This is a genomic window from Limnohabitans rimovensis (SeqCode) (genome assembly GCF_965234775.1).
Classification (GTDB): Bacteria; Pseudomonadota; Gammaproteobacteria; order Burkholderiales; family Burkholderiaceae_C; genus Limnohabitans; species Limnohabitans rimovensis.
Genome location: NZ_OZ248567.1, coordinates 16,364 through 34,100 on the forward strand (window position 1 = coordinate 16,364; position 17,737 = coordinate 34,100).

Consider the following 17,737-nt stretch of genomic DNA (forward strand, 5'->3'; position numbering starts at 1 on the left):
GCCGAGGGGCCAAACCCCCATCGGCGTCCATTGACATGGACAAATCCCAACTTTGGCCTCTGAGTGTCTGTATTTTTGCCATGACATATACATAGTGAAAACCCTATAAGTGTCAACTAAATATACCGTCAACTCTGATTGACAGATGCGCATTCATTGCCTAAAGTGGCCTCCTACGCATTCGACACAAGGTCAATCAAACATGTCACACCCTGGGTCAGCCGCCAAGGCCATACCACCCGCCCTTTACACGCCCGAGCAACGCGCCCGACGCGATGCCACGGCCTGGACGCTGGTGCAAGGGGTGTTGGCACCGATTCAGTTTTTGGTGTTCTTGGTCAGCCTGGTATTGGTGCTGCGCTGCATGGCCACGGGCGAAGGTGAGCAATGGGCGCTGTGGTCGGTGGTGATCAAAACCCTCACGCTATACACCATCATGGTCACCGGCTGCATCTGGGAAAAAGTGGTGTTTGGCCAATACCTGTTTGCCCCAGCCTTTCTGTGGGAAGACATCTTCAGCATGCTGGTGCTGGCGCTGCACACCTTGTATTTGTTTGGTTGGTGGAACCAAAACATGAGCCTGCAACAGCAACTGAGCGTGGCCTTGCTGGCTTACTTCACCTACTGCATCAACGCCGGGCAGTTCATCTGGAAGCTGCGCGCTGCACGCTTGCAACAAGCGCGTGAAAAACAAAACTTCAGTGGCGCTGGCATGGTCGGCGCAGGAGCAGTCGCATGAGCAGCGTGATCCCCATCCGCAGCGACAACGCCACCGGCTGCCAAGATGCGCCGGTGCTGATCGAGCGCGGCCAGCGCGAGGTGTTTTGCGGCCTGACCGGCATCATTTGGCTGCACCGCAAAATCCAAGATGCCTTCTTTTTGGTGGTGGGATCGCGCACCTGTGCCCACCTGATTCAGTCTGCTGCGGGCGTGATGATTTTTGCCGAGCCGCGCTTTGGCACCGCCATCATCGACGAGCGCGACCTGGCCGGCTTGGCCGACTGCAACGACGAGCTCGACAAGGTGGTCAGCCAGTTGCTGCAACGCCGCCCCGACATCAAACTGCTGTTCTTGGTCGGCTCATGCCCTTCTGAGGTCATCAAGCTCGATTTGTCGCGCGCCGCCGAGCGCTTGACCCGCCAATACTTGCCATCGGTGCGGGTGCTCAACTATTCGGGCAGCGGCATTGAAACCACCTTCACCCAAGGCGAAGACGCTTGCTTGGCCTCGCTCGCGCCCACCCTGCCCCAGCGCAACGACGGCGCAGCGCGCTTATTGGTGGTGGGCACCTTGGCCGATGTGGTCGAAGACCAACTCGGCCAACTGCTCAAGGCCATGGGCGTGGCGGTGGACTTTTTCCCGCCCCGGCGCAGCACCCAATTGCCCGCCGTCGGCCCAGGCACCCGTTTTTTGCTGGCCCAACCCTTTTTGGCCGATACCGCCCGCGCCCTGGAGTCCATGGGCGCGCAGCACCTGGGTGCACCCTTTCCCCTCGGCGCAGAAGGCACGACGGCCTGGTTGCAAGCCGCGGCCACGGCTTTTGGCGTGGAACCCGCGTTATTCGAACAAGTCACCCGCGCCCCGCGCCAACGCGCCGAGCAAGCCCTGTCGCGCCAACGCACGCTGCTGCAAGGCAAGCGCATATTTTTCTTCCCCGACTCACAACTCGAAATCCCCTTGGCGCGCTTTCTGCACCGCGAGCTGGGCATGGAGTTGGTTGAAGTTGGCACCCCTTACTTGCACCGCAACCACATGGCCGCTGAGCTGGCTTGGTTGCCGGCGGGCACCCGCTTGAGCGAAGGCCAAGACGTGGAGAAACAACTCGACCGCTGCCTGGCCGACCAACCCGACATGGTGGTGTGTGGTTTGGGCCTGGCCAACCCCTTGGAGGCCAAAGGCCTGACCACCAAATGGGCCATTGAATTGGTCTTCACCCCCATCCAGGGCTACGAACAAGCGGGCGACTTGGCCGGCTTGTTCAGCCGCCCGCTGACCCGCCGCCTGAAGCTGGTCGCCTGAGGCACGCCACCATGCAACTCACCCTCTGGACATACGAAGGCCCGCCCCACATTGGGGCCATGCGCATCGCCACCGCCATGCGCGATGTGCACTATGTGCTGCACGCGCCCCAGGGCGACACCTATGCCGATTTGTTGTTCACCATGATCGAGCGCTTACCGCGCCGCCCACCGGTGACCTACACCACCTTCCAAGCACGCGATCTCGGCGGCGACACCGCCGAGCTGTTCAAAACCGCTGCCCGTGACGCCTTTGAGCGCTTTGCCCCCAAAGCCATGCTGGTGGGGTCCTCGTGCACCGCCGAGCTGATCCAAGACGACCCCGGTGGCTTGGCCCTGGCGCTGAACCTGCCGGTGCCGGTGGTGCCCTTGGAGTTGCCCGCCTACCAGCGCAAAGAAAATTTTGGCGCGTCCGAAACCTTTTATCACCTCACCCGCCGCTTGGCCACCGCCACCACCGCGCGCACACCGTTGGACGGCAGCCGGCCCGCACGCTGCAACATCTTGGGCCCCACCGCCATGGGCTTTCGCCACCGCGACGATGTGATCGAAATCACCCGCTTGATTGAAAGCCTGGGCGTGCAGGTGCATGTGGTCGCGCCCCTCAACGCCTGCGTGGCCGACATCGCCCGCTTGGGCGAGGCCGACTTCAACGTGGTGCTCTACCCCGAAGTCGCCAACACCACCGCCCAGTGGTTGCAGCGCCAACACCAACAACCCTTCACCCGCACCGTGCCGATTGGCATGGGGGCCACGCGTGATTTCATTGCCGAAGTGCAGGGCTTGGCGGGTTTGACCGTCGATGTGTCCACACCCGAGCGCGCCCATGCCCGGTGGTACGCCCGCTCGGTCGACTCCACTTACCTCACCGGCAAGCGCGTGTATGTGTTTGGCGACGCATCCCACGCCATCGCCGCAGCGCGTGTGGCCAGCCAAGAAATGGGCTTTGAAGTGGTGGGCCTGGGTACCTACAGCCGCGAATTTGCCCGCGAGGTGCGCGATGCGGCCAAGCTCTACGGGGTGGAAGCGCTGATCAGCGACGACTACTTGGCAGTCGAGACGCAAATCACCGAGCTCCAGCCCGAGTTGATTTTGGGCACGCAAATGGAGCGCCACATTGCCAAGCGCCATGGCATCCCCTGCGCCGTCATCTCCGCGCCCATCCATGTGCAAGATTTTCCCGCCCGCTATGCGCCGCAAATGGGCTTTGAAGGTGCCAATGTGTTGTTTGACACCTGGGTGCACCCGCTGATGATGGGCCTGGAAGAACACCTTTTGGGCATGTTCCGCGAAGACTTCGAATTCAAAGAAGGCGCTGCGCCTTCGCACCTGGGCTCGACCCGCCCCAGCCCCACGCTGCAAGCCACCGCCGCCAGCGCCGAGCCCATCACCATCGAGACGCCCAGCGCACCCGCCACGGCCACGACCAGTCCCGCCAGCAACCCAGGCGGCTGGACCTTGGACGCTGAAAAAGAGCTCAACAAGATTCCCTTTTTTGTGCGCGGCAAAGCCCGCCGCAACACCGAACGCTTTGCCCGCGAGCAAGGCCTGGCGACGATCACAGTGGAGACCCTCTACGATGCCAAAGCCCACTTCAGCCGCTGACGCCGTGACCCAGGGTGGCCACACACCGGTGCGGGTGACCATCGTCACCATGGACACGCATTTGGCCAGCGCCACCGAGCGTGCGCGCCACAGCCTGGCGCGCGAAATGCCCGGCCTGCACCTGTCCTTGCACGCCGCATCCGAATTTGCCAACAACGAAGCCGCCATCGAGCGCTGCAAAGCCGACATTGCCCAAGCCCACATCATCGTGGCGGGCATGCTGTTTTTGGAAGACCACTTTTTGCCCATCTTGCCCGCCCTGCGCGAGCGCCGCGATGGCTGCGACGCGATGATTTGCATGGCCTCGGCCACCGAGGTGGTGCAGCTGACGCGCCTGGGCAACTTTGACATGGGCAAGCCGGCCAGCGGCCCCATGGCCTTGCTGAAAAAACTGCGTGGCAAAAAAGAAAAGAACAGCACCGGTGGTGCCGCCCAACTCAAGATGCTGCGCCGCATTCCGCAAATGCTGCGCTTCATCCCCGGCACAGCGCAAGATGTGCGTGCCTATTTCATGACCTTGCAATACTGGCTGGGCGGCTCCGATGCCAACGTGCTCAACCTGATCCGCCATGTGGTCGATCGCGGCGCCAGCGGCGAGCGCAAACACTTGCGCGGCATGCTCAAACCCCAGGCGCCGATTGAATACCCGGAAATGGGCGTCTACCACCCGCGCATGAAAGGCCGCTTCAGCGAAGACGCCAGCGCCCTGCCCGCGCCCGCCCAAGGACCCGTCCATGGCACGGTGGGTTTGTTGGTGTTGCGCTCGTACCTGTTGTCCAACAACGCCGGTCACTACGACGGCGTGATCGCAGCCCTCGAAGCGCGCGGATTGCGCGTCATCCCCTGCTTTGCATCGGGCCTGGACAGCCGACCCGCCATCGACGAATACTTCTTTAAAAATGACCGCCCCACGATTGACGCGCTGATTTCGCTCACTGGTTTTTCTCTGGTGGGCGGTCCCGCCTACAACGATTCCAAAGCCGCAGAAGAAGTGCTGGCCAAACTCGACGTGCCCTACATCGCGGCGCAGCCCGTCGAATTCCAAACCCTCACCGAATGGGGCAGCTCCGAGCGCGGCCTGCTGCCGGTGGAGAGCACCATCATGGTGGCCATCCCCGAGCTCGACGGCTCGGTCGCCCCCATGGTATTTGGCGGCCGGCCAGGCAGTGCCGGCGTGACCTGTTCAGGCTGCCACCATGCCTGCACCTTCACCGACCAAGACCGCAGCCAAGACATGGCCTCCTGCCCCGAACGCGCCACCATGCTGGCCGCGCGGGTGAGCAAAATGGTGGCCTTGCGCCGCAGCGAGCGCGCCCAGCGCAAGCTGGCGCTGGTGGTGTTCAACTTCCCGCCCAACGCGGGCAACATCGGCAGCGCCGCTTATTTGAGCGTGTTCGAGTCCATCTTCCACACCTTGGCCGCCATGAAAGCGCAAGGCTACACCGTGGACATGCCCGCCAACGTCGATGACTTGCGCAACAGCTTGCTGCACGGCAATGCCGCCCAATACGGTGCCGACGCCAATGTGCACCACCTGATCGCCGCCGAAGACCATGTGCGGCGCGAGCCTTGGCTGTCAGAGATCGAAGCCCAGTGGGGCCCCGCACCAGGCCGTCAACTCAGCAACGGTCAATCGATTTTTGTGCTGGGCAAGCAATGGGGCCATGTGCTGGTGTGTGTGCAGCCCTCGTTTGGCTACGAAGGCGACCCGATGCGCTTGTTGTTCCAAAAGGGCTTGGCCCCCACGCACGCTTTCTCGGCCTTTTACCGTTATCTGCGCGAAGACTTTCAAGCCCACGCCGTGCTGCACTTTGGCACCCACGGCGCGCTCGAGTTCATGCCCGGCAAACAAACCGGCATGTCGGGCAGTTGCTGGCCCGACCGCTTGATCCACGACCTGCCCAACATCTACCTGTATGCATCGAACAACCCCTCCGAAGGGGCGATTGCCAAGCGCCGCAGTGGCGCCACCTTGATCTCCTACCTCACCCCACCGGTGTCACAAGCGGGTTTGTACAAAGGATTGACCGAACTCAAATCTTCCATCGACCGCTGGCGGGGTCTGGAGCCCGGCGCTTCTGAGCGCCCCGAATTGGCGCTGATGCTGCAGTCTCAAGCCGCTGAGCTGGATTTGGCCGACACCGAACCCCTGTGGAACCACGACACGCCCACAGCCATCGACGCCCGCGTGGCGGTGCTGGCCGAGCAATTGCTGGAGTTGGAATACACCCTCATTCCCCACGGCCTGCATGTGACCGGGCGCGCGCCCTCTGAGGCCGAGCGCATGGACTTGCTGGTGTCGATGGCCGACGCCGGTCACGGCCAAACCCTGAGCCGCGAATCCGCTCAAGCCTTGGTCCAAGGCCACAGCGCGGAAAAGGTGTTGCAACTGTCGCAACTGCCGCGCGAAGAAGGCCACCTGGCCATGGTGAAAAAGCTGATCGAAGCCAACCACCTGATGGCCAGCGAAACCGAAGTCAGCGCCATCTTGCATGCCTTGGATGGCCGCTTTGTGCGCCCCGCTCCGGGTGGCGATGTGCTGCGCACCCCTGAGGTCTTGCCCACTGGGCGCAACCTGCATGGCTTTGACCCGTTTCGCATCCCGAGCGCCTTTGCCGTCAAAGACGGGGCCAAGCAAGCGCAGCGCTTATTGGATCGTTACATCGAAGATGGCAACGCCCTGCCCGCCTCCATCGCCATGGTGTTGTGGGGCAGCGACAACCTCAAAAGCGAAGGCGCACCGATAGGCCAAGCCCTGGCGCTGATGGGCGCTTTGCCGCGCTTTGACAGCTACGGCCGCATCGCCGGTGCCACCCTCATCCCCTTGAGCGAGCTGGGCCGTCCGCGCGTTGATGTGGTGATCACCTTGTCGGGCATCTTCCGCGACCTGATGCCCCTGCAAATTCGCCTGCTCGCCGAAGCCGCCTATTTGGCCGCAGCCGCCGAAGACGAGCCGCTGGCCATGAACCCCATCCGCCGCCATGCCCTGGCCTACCAGCAAGAGCACGGCTGCACTTTGGAGATCGCTGCCTTGCGCGTGTACGGCAATGCCGAAGGGGCTTATGGCTCCAACGTCAACAACTTGGTTGAAAGCAGCCAGTGGACCGACGAGGGCGAACTGGCCGACACCTATACCCGCCGCAAGGGCTTTGCCTATGGCCGCGATGGCCGCGCCGAAGCGCGCACCGCCTTGATGCAAAGCGTGCTCAGCCATGTGGAACTGACCTACCAAAACCTGGAGTCGCTGGAGCTGGGCGTGACCACCGTTGACAACTACTTCGACACCCTGGGCGGCATCACCCAAGCGGTCAAAGTGGCCAAGGGCGGCAAAATTCCTCCGGTCTACATCGGTGACCAAACCAAGGGCGACGGCACCGTGCGTTCCTTGCGCGAACAAGTGGCGCTGGAAACCCGCACCCGCATGCTCAACCCCAAGTGGTATGAGGGCATGTTGGAGTCGGGCTACGAAGGCGTGCGCCAAATTGAAGTCCATGTCACCAATGCCATGGGCTGGTCGGCCACCACCGGGCAAGTCCAGCCCTGGGTCTACAAACAACTGACCGAAACCTTCATGCTCGATCCGCAAATGCGCGAGCGTTTGGCCAAGCTCAACCCCACGGCTTCGGCGCGGGTGGCGAACCGCCTGATCGAAGCCTTTGAACGCAATTACTGGCAACCCGATGCCGAAACACTCCAAGCCCTGCGCCGTGCTGGCGAAGAGCTGGAAGACCGCCTGGAAGGCATACAAGAAGGAGCCCCCGCATGACCGAAACCGCCACCATCCCCGTCAGCCAAATCAAACGCGGCGGCCGCCCCGATGGCGAGGGCAGCGTGCAAGTGCAGCTCGACCCCAGTGTGAAGATCGGCAATGCCAAGGTGTTTGCCATTTACGGCAAAGGCGGCATTGGCAAGAGCACCACATCTTCTAACCTGTCGGCCGCCTTTTCCAGACTGGGCAAGCGGGTGCTGCAAATTGGTTGCGACCCCAAGCACGACAGCACCTTCACGCTCACCAAAAAAATGTTGCCCACGGTGATTGATGTGCTCGAAACCGTGGACTTCCATGCCGAAGAGCTGCGCGTAGAAGACTTTGTGTTTCAAGGCTACAACGGTGTGATGTGCGTCGAGGCCGGTGGCCCACCCGCTGGCACCGGCTGCGGCGGCTATGTGGTGGGGCAAACCGTCAAGCTCTTGAAAGAGCACCATTTGCTGGAAGACACCGACGTGGTCATCTTTGATGTGCTGGGCGATGTGGTGTGCGGTGGTTTTGCAGCCCCCCTGCAACACGCCGACCGCGCCTTGATCGTCACTGCCAACGACTTTGACTCCATCTTCGCCATGAACCGCATCGTGCAAGCCATCGGTGCCAAGTCGAAAAACTACAACGTGCGTTTGGGCGGCGTGATCGTCAACCGCAGCGACGACACCGACCAAGTCGACAAGTACAACGCCGTCACCGGTTTGAAAAACATGGCGCATTTCCCCATGCTCGACGAAATCCGCAAAAGCCGCTTGCAGAAATGCACCATGTTTGAGTTGGAAGCCACGCCGGCCATCAAGGCCGTGCAAGACGAGTACATGCGCTTGGCTGCGGCCTTGTGGGCTGGCTCCGACCCGCTGCCTTCCATCCCCATGAAAGACCGCGATATTTTTGATTTGTTGGGATTTGACTGACATGAACCAAGCCAGCTACGTCGCACGGCGCGGTGAGATCGAACACTATTTCGATCGCACCGCTGCCAAAGCTTGGGAGGTGTTGACCTCCAACGCACCCGTGGGGCGCATCCGCGCCACCGTGCGCAAGGGCCGCGACCAGATGCGCCACACCTTGTTGTCGTGGCTGCCCGAGGACATGCGCGGTCTGCGCTTGCTCGATGCCGGTTGCGGCACCGGTGCCTTGGCGCAAGAGGCCATGCGCCGCGGCGCCGAGGTGCTGGCGATTGACCTCTCGCCCACCTTGGTCAACTTGGCCCGCGATCGCCATGCGCAAGACCTGCTCACCGACCCCACGCTCAGCGCCAAAGGCGGCAGCATCACGTTTTTGGCCGGTGACATGCTCTCGGCAGAGCACGGCGACTTCGACCATGTGGTGTGCATGGATTCACTCATCCACTACGACACCCAAACCATTGCCAACGCAGTGGAGTCCTTGACCAAGCGCACCCGCCATTCGGTGCTGTTCACCTTTGCACCGCACTCGCCGCTGTTGGCTGTGGCCCATGCCATGGGGCGCTTGTTCCCGCGCAGCGACCGCTCGCCACAATTGGCCCCAATTCGCAAAACCACCTTACATGTGTACATCGAGCGCGCGGTGCGTGAGCACGGCTGGCGGCCCGGCCACATGCAGCGTGTCTCCAGCGGGTTCTACACCTCGCAAGCGTGGGAGTGGAAGCGCACATGATCGGTTCTTGGCGCCAACTGTTTCGGCCACCGGCCTGGGTGTCGGCCTTTGGCACGCGCTTCATGCCGTTTGCCGATGCGGCCTCGCCCGAGTTGCCCCTGGGACGTTTGCTGCGTCTGTCTTTGTTTCAGTTTGCCATTGGCCTGACCACCGCGTTGTTGGTCGGCACCTTGAACCGGGTGATGATTGTTGAGCTGCAAGTGCCCGCTTGGTGGGTGGCGGTGGCCGTGGCCATGCCCCTCGTGTTTGCGCCCCTGCGCGCCCTGATCGGCTACCGCAGCGACACCCACCCATCAGCGCTGGGCCTGCGCCGCATCCCCTATTTATGGATTGGCACCTTGCTGCTGTTTGGTGGCTTGGCCATCATGCCGTTTGCTTTGTTGCTGCTGTCTGAGGCCACGCCCGACAACCTATGGCTGGGCCGCATGGGCGCGGCTTTGTCATTTGTGTTGGTGGGCGCAGGCATGCAAGTCACGCAAACCGCGGGCATGGCCTTGGCCACCGATTTGTCCAGCGTTGACAAACGCCCCCGCGTGGTGGCCTTGCTCTACAGCATGCTGCTGCTGGGCATGGTGGTCAGCAGTGCGGCCTTTGGTGCCTTGTTGGCTGACTTTGGCAGCGTGCGCCTGATCCAAGTGGTGCAAGGCTCGGCCGTGGCGGTGGCGGTTTTGAACCTGTTGTCGCTGTGGAAGCAAGAGGCGCGCGGGGCCAAGCGCGGTCAGCGCGCTCAAAACGGTTTTTCCATGTCATGGCAACGCCTGATGGCCATGCCGCACATGAACCGCTACCTGTGGGCGCTGGGCCTGGGCACCGCCGCTTTTGGCATGCAAGACATCATCCTCGAGCCCTATGGCGGCGAAATTTTGGGCCTCAACGTGGGCATGACCAGCAGCCTGACCGCCTTGAGTGCCGGCGGCTCATTGCTGGCCTTTGCCCTGTCGGCCCGCGGGCTGGCGCGTGGCATCGACCCCTGCCGCTTGGCTGGAATGGGTGCCTTGATCGGGCTGCCCGCTTTTGCCTGTGTGATTTTTTCAGCACCGCTGCAAGCGCCCCTGTTGTTCCAAACCGGCGCCCTGTTGGTAGGCTTGGGCGGCGGGTTCTTTTCAGTGGGCATGTTGGTGTGCGCCATGAACATGGCCCAAGGGGATCAAGCCGGCTTGGTGCTCGGTGCCTGGGGCGCGGTGCAAGCCACCGCCGCGGGCTTGGCCATGGCCGCCGGTGGCGTGCTGCGCGACCTGGTCAACCAATTGGCCATCCACGATTGGCTGGGCCACAGCCTGAACATGCCCGCCACGGGGTACAGCTTTGTGTACCACGTCGAAATTTACTTGCTGTTTGTGGTGCTGGTGGCCCTGGGACCCTTGGTGCGCAACCAAGTGGCCCGCCGCAGCACACCCCCATCCCACTTCGGCCTGGTTGAGCTGCCCGGCTGATCACAACCTATTTTTTGAGGAGAAGACCATGGAAACAGGCGCTATTACCCAGTACATCGATGTGGCCCAACTCGTGTTGTACGCCTTTTGGGCATTTTTTGCGGGCCTGATTTATTACCTCGTGCGCGAGAACCACCGCGAGGGCTACCCCATGGACACCGGCCGCGAAGACGGCCCGGTGGTCACCGGCTGGCCGATTCCCGATCCCAAAACCTACAAGCTGTCCAACGGCCATGAAGTGCAAGCCCCCGACTTCAACCGCCCTGACGGCCAATACAAGAGCCAAAACACCCAACTCTGGGGTGGCTCCCCGATTGAACCCGTGGGCGATCCCTTGCTCGCAGGCGTGGGCCCCGGGGCTTGGGCGCAGCGAGCCGACCACCCGGACCGCGACCTGCACGGCAACCCCTTGATCTTGCCGCTGCGCACCGTTGCAGACCACGGCGTGGCGCACCAAGACACCGACCCGCGCGGCCTGCCCGTGTATGGTGCCGATGGCGAGGTGGCTGGCACCGTGAGCGACCTGTGGATAGACACCGCCGAGATGATGTTTCGCTATGTCGAAATCGATCTGCCCAACGGCGGGCGCCGCGTGCTCATGCCGATCAACTTCGCCCGCATCAAGGCCCACGGCCTGTTTGTGTATGCCTTGATGGCGCACCAATTTGCCAATGTGCCCGCAACGAAATCGGCACAAGAAATCACCTTGCTGGAAGAAGAAAAAATCATGGGCTACTTTGGTGCTGGTTTGCTGTATGCCGAGCCCAGCCGCTTGGAGCCACCGCTGTGAACCATTCGCACGGTCACGAGCACGAATACGACTTCGAGGCCAGCCCAGGCTTGCCCGAGCCGCTGCCAGCGCGGGAAAAAATCCTGTGGCAAGGCGCACCGCAGTGGCGTGCCATGGCCTGGCATGTGTTTCATGTGCGCAAAGTGGCGCTGTACTTTGCCGCCATGTGGTTGTGGCAAGCCGCCTACTTGTGGGAGCAAGGCGGCGACGCCTCGGCCATGGTGCAGTCCTTGTCCATCAGCGCTTCGCTGGCCGTGATGGGCTTGGGTCTGCTGCTGGGCAGCGCCTGGATGTCGGCACGCAATGCGCTCTACACCATCACCGATCGGCGGGTGGTCATGCGCTACGGCATTGCCCTGACCCTGACCTACAACCTGCCCTATGCACGCATCGACGCAGCCGATGTGCGTTTGTGGAACGACCAAGGGGTGGGCGACATTTCGCTGCAACTCAACCGCAGTGACCGCATTGGTTGGGTGCATTTGTGGCCCCACAACCGTCCCTGGCACATGAAGCACCCGCAGCCAAGCTTGCGCTGTGTGGCCAACGCCTCTGAAGCAGGCCGCGTATTGGCCCAAGCTTGGTCGGTCTTGCGCAACAGCCCGATGGCCGCACCAGCAGCAACGCTCGCTCCCGCCAACAGCACACCCCAGGGCGTGCAAACCCAGTGGGCTTGAACATGGACACCACCTCCCCCAACCCGCCCATGCCGCGACAGATTCTGCCCAAGCACATCGCCTTGGTGCTGGGCCTGGTGATGCTCGTCACCCTGACCCTGGTGGCCGTGGTGCGTTACAGCGGCGTTGACATCCGTTACGCAGACTCACCCAGCCAACAAGTGCGATTGCTACATTTCTCCGATTTGGACAACGGCGATATCGGTGTGGTCAATGCCCAAGATGGCAGCGAGTTGGCGCGCTTCAGTGGCGAGCAAGGCTTTGTGCGTGGTGCTTTGCGCGCCATGGCCCGCGAGCGCAAGCGCCGCGATATTGGACCTCAGCAGCCATTTGAATTACATGCGCGCACCGATGGGCGCTTGACACTGATCGACCCGGCCACGCAAATGCGTTTGGACCTGGAGTCATTTGGCCCCACCAACGCGGGCTTGTTTGCCCAGTTGCTGCAAGACCCGCTCACACCAAACACCATTTCGCGATAGGACCCCCCATGAGCTTGTCCAACACCTCGGTTGACTACGACCACCTCGAAGGCCTGATTGGCTCTGTCGAAAGCGCTGAAGACGCCAACCGCAAAGCGGTCAACAACACGGTGCTGAGCCCGCGCTTTTACACCACCGACTTTCCCGCCTTTGACCGGCTCGACATCAGCTCGGTGCGGGCCGAGTGGGACGCCATGATGAAAGAGTACGAGGGCGACAACAACCACGACCACTTTCAACGCGATGCCGCATTTGCCGAAGAGGTGCGCACCCTCATGCCCCAGCTCTCGCCCGAGATGCGGCAAGAATTTTTGGACTTTTTGATCAGTTCACTGACCTCTGAGTTTTCGGGTTGCATTTTGTACAACGAAATCCGCAAACAAGTCAGCAACCCCGACATCAAACAACTGATGACCTATATGGCGCGTGACGAGTCGCGCCATGCCGGCTTCATCAACCAGTCGCTCAAGGACTTCAACCTCGGCATCGATTTGGGCCAACTCAAGCGCTCGAAAAAATACACCTTCTTCAAGCCGAAATACATTTTTTACGCGACTTATTTGTCCGAAAAAATTGGCTACGCCCGCTACATCACCATTTTTCGCCAGCTCGAGAAAAATCCCGACAAGCGCTTTCACCCCATCTTTCGCTGGTTTGAGCGTTGGTGCAACGACGAGTTCCGCCACGGCGAATCGTTTGCCCTGATCATGCGCGCCGACCCCAAGTTGCTGCAAGGCGTCAACCGCTGGTGGATCCGCTTTTTCATCTTGGCGGTGTACGCCACCATGTATGTGCGCGACCACATGCGCCCCTTGTTGCACGAAGCCATGGGCTTGCACTCCACCGAGTACGACTACGAGGTGTTTCGCATCACCTCAGAAATTTGCCGCCAGGTGTTTCCGATTGAAGTCGACAGCGACGACCCGCGCTTTCGCGCCTGCATGGAGCGCTTGCTCGTGTGTGCCGTGGCACAAGCCCGGGCCAAAGAGCGCGGTGGCTTGCTGGGCCTCTGGGGTCAAGCTACGGCGGTCCTCTCCGCTGGCCTGACCTTTGCCCGTTTGTTCTTCTTGCCCGTCAAAGAAAACACCTTGCCAGCCCAAGTGCGCATGGTTCCCGCTTGGTGATGCCCGGCACAACCGACACCTTGTCCACACCATGCACGACCTGTCCCAATCGCTGATTTTTGCCGCCGTTTTTGCGCTGCTGTGCTGGTGGCTGGGAACGGGCGTGATCTTGTGGCTGGTGCGCAGACCGGCACACACCTTTGGCGCCAGTTTGGGGTTTTTGGGTGTGTTGCTGATACTGGGCCTGTGGGGCAGTTGGGTCAGCATGCAATCCCAAAGCGTGGCCAATGCCTACTTGGGTTTTGGCAGCGTGATTGTGATGTGGGCCTGGCATGAGATGGCCTTTTTATCGGGCCGCCTCACCGGTTCTCGGCGGGTGCCACTGGACGCATCGGCAACCGGCTGGCAGCGCTTGCAGCAATCGGTGCAAGTGGTGTTGCACCACGAACTGGCCCTGTTGCTCAATTTTGGGTTGTTGTGGTGGATGCAAATCGACCAGCCCAACCATGTGGCGCTGTGCACCTTTGCGCTGCTGTGGTGCATGCGGGTGAGCGCCAAGCTGAATTTGTTTTTTGGTGTGCCTGAAGTGGGATTGCAATACCTGCCCAGCCACTTGACCTACCTGGGCAGCTACTTCAAGCAAGGCCGGGTGAGCCTGTTTTTTTACGCCACGGTCGCCGTCTCCAGCGGTGCTTGGTTGTGGCTGGTGTGGCAGGCCCAACAAGGGGTGGTGGCGCTCACCGCCGGCTGGGTGTTGCTGGCTTCCCTGTTGGGTTTGGCCATCTTGGAACATGTGTTGATGATGTTCCCCGTGCCGCTGCAAAAGTTGTGGGGTTGGGCCATGTCGCACCGCCATGATGCAGGCTTTGTGCAGCCCTTGCACCGCATCGCACCCAGCGCCACCCTGGCCCCTGCGGCCTTGCTGCCGCAAGGAGACAAACCATGAATGCGCCGACCCCCCCACAGTGGTTACAAGCCACACCGGTGGCCGAGAGTGTCGATCGGCGGCCCCGCGCCATCATCATTGGCACGGGCTTTGGTGGCTTGGCCGCTGCCATCCGGCTCAGCGTCAAGGGCTACCAAGTCAAGATGTTTGAAAAGCTCGACATGGCGGGCGGCCGCGCTTATGTGCACAAGCAAGACGGCTTCACCTTCGACGCGGGCCCGACCATCATCACCTTGCCGCACTTGATCGAAGAGTTGTTCACCCTGTGCGGCAAAGACATGAAAGACCATGTCGACTTGCGCTTGATGGCCCCCTTCTACCGCATCCGCTTTGACGACGGCACGCACTTTGATTACAGCAACGACGACGCAGCCATGTTGGCGCAAATCGCCGCCCTCAACCCGGCCGATGTGCAAGGCTTTCAAAATCTGATGAAGGCCTCCGAGCGCTGCTTTGAGTTGGGCTTTCAAGAGTTGGGCATGGTCGCCTTTGAGTCCATCACCGATGTCATCAAGGCCTTGCCCAACTTGGCGCGCATGCAAGCCTGGCGCTCCATCCACAGCCTGGTGGCCCAGCACATTCAGCACCCCAAGCTGCGCATCGTCATGAGCTTTCACCCCTTGCTCATCGGTGGCAACCCGTTTTCAGTCACCTGCATTTACTCGCTGATCCACATCTTGGAACGGCGCTGGGGCGTGCACTCGGCCATGGGCGGCACGGGTGCCATCGTGCAAGCCTTGGTGAACTTGCTGCAAGAGCGCCACATTCCCATCCGCTACAACACCGCTGTCACTCGCATTCAAGTGGACAACGGCACCGCCACCGGCGTGGTCTTGGACGGCGGCGAGGTTGTACCCGCCGACATCGTGGTCAGCAATGGCGACGCCGCCTGGACGTACCAACACCTGATAGAGCCACAGCACCGGCGCCATTGGAGCGACCAGCGCATTGCCAAAGGTAACTATTCATCGGGTTTGTTTGTCTGGTACTTTGGCACCAACCGCCAATACACCGATGTGCCGCACCACATGATGGTGTTGGGACCGCGCTACAAAGGTTTGTTGCAAGACATCTTTAAAAACCACAAGCTGTCCAAAGACTTCAGCCTGTACCTGTACCGCCCCACGGCGACCGACCCATCTTTGGCCCCTGCCGGTTGCGACACGTTTTACGCTTTGTCGGTGGTGCCCAATCTGAGCAGCGGCACCGACTGGCCGACCATCAGCGATCAATACCGCGACGCCATTGCCAGCGTGCTGCAAGACAGTGTGCTGCCCGACTTGAAGCAGCATGTGGTCAGCTCCAAAGTGAGCACGCCACAAGACTTTCAAGACCGCTTGTGGTCGTACAAGGGTGCGGGCTTTGGGCTCGAGCCCATCTTGCTGCAAAGTGCCTGGTTTCGGCCACACAACCGCAGCGAAGATGTGAAAAATTTGTTCATGGTCGGTGCCAGCAGCCAGCCCGGCGCGGGTGTCCCCAGTGTGTTGATGTCGGCCAAGATGCTGCAAGAGGTGGTCCCCCATGTTGATGCGTTCCACTGAAACTGCCCCGCCCTACGACCTCGACGCCTGCGTGGCGCTGATGCGCGGTGGCTCCAAGTCGTTTTTTGCCGCCAGCCGCTTGTTGCCCCAGCGCATGCGCTCGGCATCCGTGGCCCTGTATGCCTTTTGCCGTGTGGCCGACGATGTGGTGGACGACGGCGAGTCTCCCGAACTGGGCCTGCAAGAGTTGCAACACCGGCTGAACAAAATTTACCAAGGCCAACCCCTGGCCAACTTGGAAGACCAAGCCTTGGCCTTGGTGGTGCACCAGCATCAACTGCCCCGTGCCTTGCTCGACGCTTTGCTCGATGGTTTTGCTTGGGACGCACAAGGCCGCCATTACGAAACCATTGCCGACACCCACGCCTATGGCGCCCGGGTGGCGGGCGCCGTGGGCGCCATGATGTGCTGGATCATGGGGGTGCGACACCCGCAAGCCTTGGCCCGCGCCTGCGAACTGGGTGTGGCCATGCAACTCACCAACATTTGCCGCGATGTCGGCGAAGACGCGCGCAATGGCCGCCTGTACCTGCCCCGCGCTTGGCTGCGCGAGGCTGGCATTGACCCCTCTGCCTTCTTGGCCGAGCCGGTGTGCACCCCCGCTTTGCAAAGTGTGATCACGCGCGTCTTAGACGAAGCCGACCGTTTGTACAACCTGTCCAGCCAAGGCATCGGCTATTTGCCGCGCGATTGCCGGGCCGCGATTTGGGCTGCGCGTTTGATTTATGCCGAAATCGGCCACCAACTGCGCCGTGACGGCCTCAACCCCGTGGCCCACCGTGCTGTGGTGGGCAGCACCCGCAAGCTGGCTTTGTTGGGACAAGCCCAGTGCATGGCCACCTGGCCCGCTGCCCTGAGCCATCGCACACCCAATGTGCCACCCCTCCCCGCGATCGCTTATTTGGTGCAAGCTTGCGAGGCGGCCCAACCGCTGAGCGAGTCGCTGCCCGATGGCTACCCCAACCGCAACTTGGTCGACCGCATCGAATGGATGCTGTCCTTGTTCGAGCGCCTGGAGCGCGAACGCCAGGCCACACCACCCACCACACTGGCGCGCCACAGCTGATCCGCGCAGCAGCGCCGTGTCCAATGGCCACACCCACTGGGCACACACCCGGGTGTGCCGTGTGCCGTGAATCCGGCAGGTCGCCATATACTGGCACACCGCACCCCACTGAGCGTCCCCCCGATGACAACCCACGCACCCGCCATCGCCTCCCTGCCGCAACGCGCCGCCGCCATTGAAGCGGCCCTGCAAGCCCATGGCCTGGACGCCAAAGCCGGCATTGAGCTAGGGGTGCACAACGCCGAAGACCTGTGGCTGCCCGAGCGCGGCGCGCGCGTGGTGGCCAAGGCCTGGGTCGACGACGCTTTTCGCCAGCGGCTGTTGGCCAACGGCAAAGCTGCTGTGGCCGAATTGGGCATCGACTTGCCGCCCCACCACCGCCATTTGGTGGTGCTGGAAAACACGGCATCGGTGCACAACGTGATTTGCTGTACTTTGTGCTCGTGCACCGCCTTCACCGTCATTGGCCTGCCACCGGATTGGTACAAAGACCTGAACTACCGCGCCCGAATCGTGCGCGAATCGCGCAGCGTGCTGCGTGAAATGGGCCTGGACCTGCCCGACACCATGGAACTGCGGGTGTGGGACACCACCGCCGACACCCGCTACATGGTGTTGCCCCACCGACCAGCCCATACCCAGGGTTGGAGCGAGGCGCAATTGGCCGCCATCGTCAGCAAAGACGCCATGATTGGCGTGACCCGGTTGTAAGCG

15 protein-coding genes are annotated in these 17,737 nt (G+C 61.7%); all 15 read left to right on the top strand.

Going from position 1 to position 17,737, the window contains the following annotated elements; genetic code table 11:
* The first annotated feature begins 202 nt into the window (after positions 1-202).
* Complete coding sequence (bchF, locus tag AC8GFZ_RS12030) at positions 203-739, top strand: 2-vinyl bacteriochlorophyllide hydratase (protein WP_506645138.1); 537 nt, start codon at positions 203-205, stop codon at positions 737-739.
* Positions 736-2,019: a ferredoxin:protochlorophyllide reductase (ATP-dependent) subunit N gene (locus AC8GFZ_RS12035; protein ID WP_506645139.1), complete on the top strand. Its 1,284-nt coding sequence runs from the start codon at positions 736-738 to the stop codon at positions 2,017-2,019. The genes bchF and AC8GFZ_RS12035 overlap by 4 nt, the downstream gene beginning before the upstream one ends.
* Positions 2,020-2,030: 11 nt before the next feature.
* Entirely contained in the window at positions 2,031-3,623 is a 1,593-nt protein-coding gene (gene bchB, locus AC8GFZ_RS12040; RefSeq protein ID WP_506645140.1) for a ferredoxin:protochlorophyllide reductase (ATP-dependent) subunit B, read from the top strand.
* Complete coding sequence (locus AC8GFZ_RS12045) at positions 3,598-7,389, top strand: magnesium chelatase subunit H (RefSeq protein WP_506645141.1); 3,792 nt, start codon at positions 3,598-3,600, stop codon at positions 7,387-7,389. Before bchB ends, AC8GFZ_RS12045 begins: the two co-directional genes overlap by 26 nt.
* Entirely contained in the window at positions 7,386-8,297 is a 912-nt protein-coding gene (bchL, locus tag AC8GFZ_RS12050) for a ferredoxin:protochlorophyllide reductase (ATP-dependent) iron-sulfur ATP-binding protein (protein ID WP_506645142.1), read from the top strand. The genes AC8GFZ_RS12045 and bchL overlap by 4 nt, the downstream gene beginning before the upstream one ends.
* A gap of 1 nt (position 8,298) precedes the next feature.
* Positions 8,299-9,024 carry a magnesium protoporphyrin IX methyltransferase gene (gene bchM / locus AC8GFZ_RS12055; RefSeq protein WP_506645143.1) on the top strand — a complete coding sequence of 242 codons (726 nt, stop codon included), beginning with the start codon at positions 8,299-8,301 and terminating at the stop codon, positions 9,022-9,024.
* Entirely contained in the window at positions 9,021-10,457 is a 1,437-nt protein-coding gene (locus AC8GFZ_RS12060) for a BCD family MFS transporter (RefSeq protein ID WP_506645144.1), read from the top strand. Before bchM ends, AC8GFZ_RS12060 begins: the two co-directional genes overlap by 4 nt.
* Positions 10,458-10,485: 28 nt before the next feature.
* Positions 10,486-11,247, top strand: a complete 762-nt coding sequence (gene puhA / locus AC8GFZ_RS12065; RefSeq protein ID WP_506645145.1) for a photosynthetic reaction center subunit H — start codon at positions 10,486-10,488, stop codon at positions 11,245-11,247.
* Entirely contained in the window at positions 11,244-11,924 is a 681-nt protein-coding gene (gene puhB, locus AC8GFZ_RS12070; RefSeq protein WP_506645146.1) for a photosynthetic complex putative assembly protein PuhB, read from the top strand. The genes puhA and puhB overlap by 4 nt, the downstream gene beginning before the upstream one ends.
* Before the next feature lie 2 nt (positions 11,925-11,926).
* The gene (gene puhC, locus AC8GFZ_RS12075; protein ID WP_506645147.1) at positions 11,927-12,406 is read left to right on the top strand and encodes a photosynthetic complex assembly protein PuhC; all 480 of its coding nucleotides are present in this window, start codon (positions 11,927-11,929) and stop codon (positions 12,404-12,406) included.
* Positions 12,407-12,414: 8 nt separating this feature from the next.
* Positions 12,415-13,530, top strand: a complete 1,116-nt coding sequence (gene acsF / locus AC8GFZ_RS12080; RefSeq protein ID WP_506645148.1) for a magnesium-protoporphyrin IX monomethyl ester (oxidative) cyclase — start codon at positions 12,415-12,417, stop codon at positions 13,528-13,530.
* A 31-nt stretch (positions 13,531-13,561) separates the two neighbouring features.
* Complete coding sequence (gene puhE / locus AC8GFZ_RS12085) at positions 13,562-14,416, top strand: putative photosynthetic complex assembly protein PuhE (RefSeq protein WP_506645149.1); 855 nt, start codon at positions 13,562-13,564, stop codon at positions 14,414-14,416.
* Entirely contained in the window at positions 14,413-15,957 is a 1,545-nt protein-coding gene (gene crtI, locus AC8GFZ_RS12090; protein ID WP_506645150.1) for a phytoene desaturase family protein, read from the top strand. The genes puhE and crtI overlap by 4 nt, the downstream gene beginning before the upstream one ends.
* A complete protein-coding gene (locus AC8GFZ_RS12095; RefSeq protein ID WP_506645151.1) occupies positions 15,938-17,023 on the top strand; it encodes a phytoene/squalene synthase family protein in 1,086 nt (361 codons plus the stop codon). Before crtI ends, AC8GFZ_RS12095 begins: the two co-directional genes overlap by 20 nt.
* Before the next feature lie 123 nt (positions 17,024-17,146).
* A complete protein-coding gene (locus AC8GFZ_RS12100; RefSeq protein WP_506645152.1) occupies positions 17,147-17,734 on the top strand; it encodes a nitrile hydratase subunit alpha in 588 nt (195 codons plus the stop codon).
* Positions 17,735-17,737: the final 3 nt, after the last annotated feature.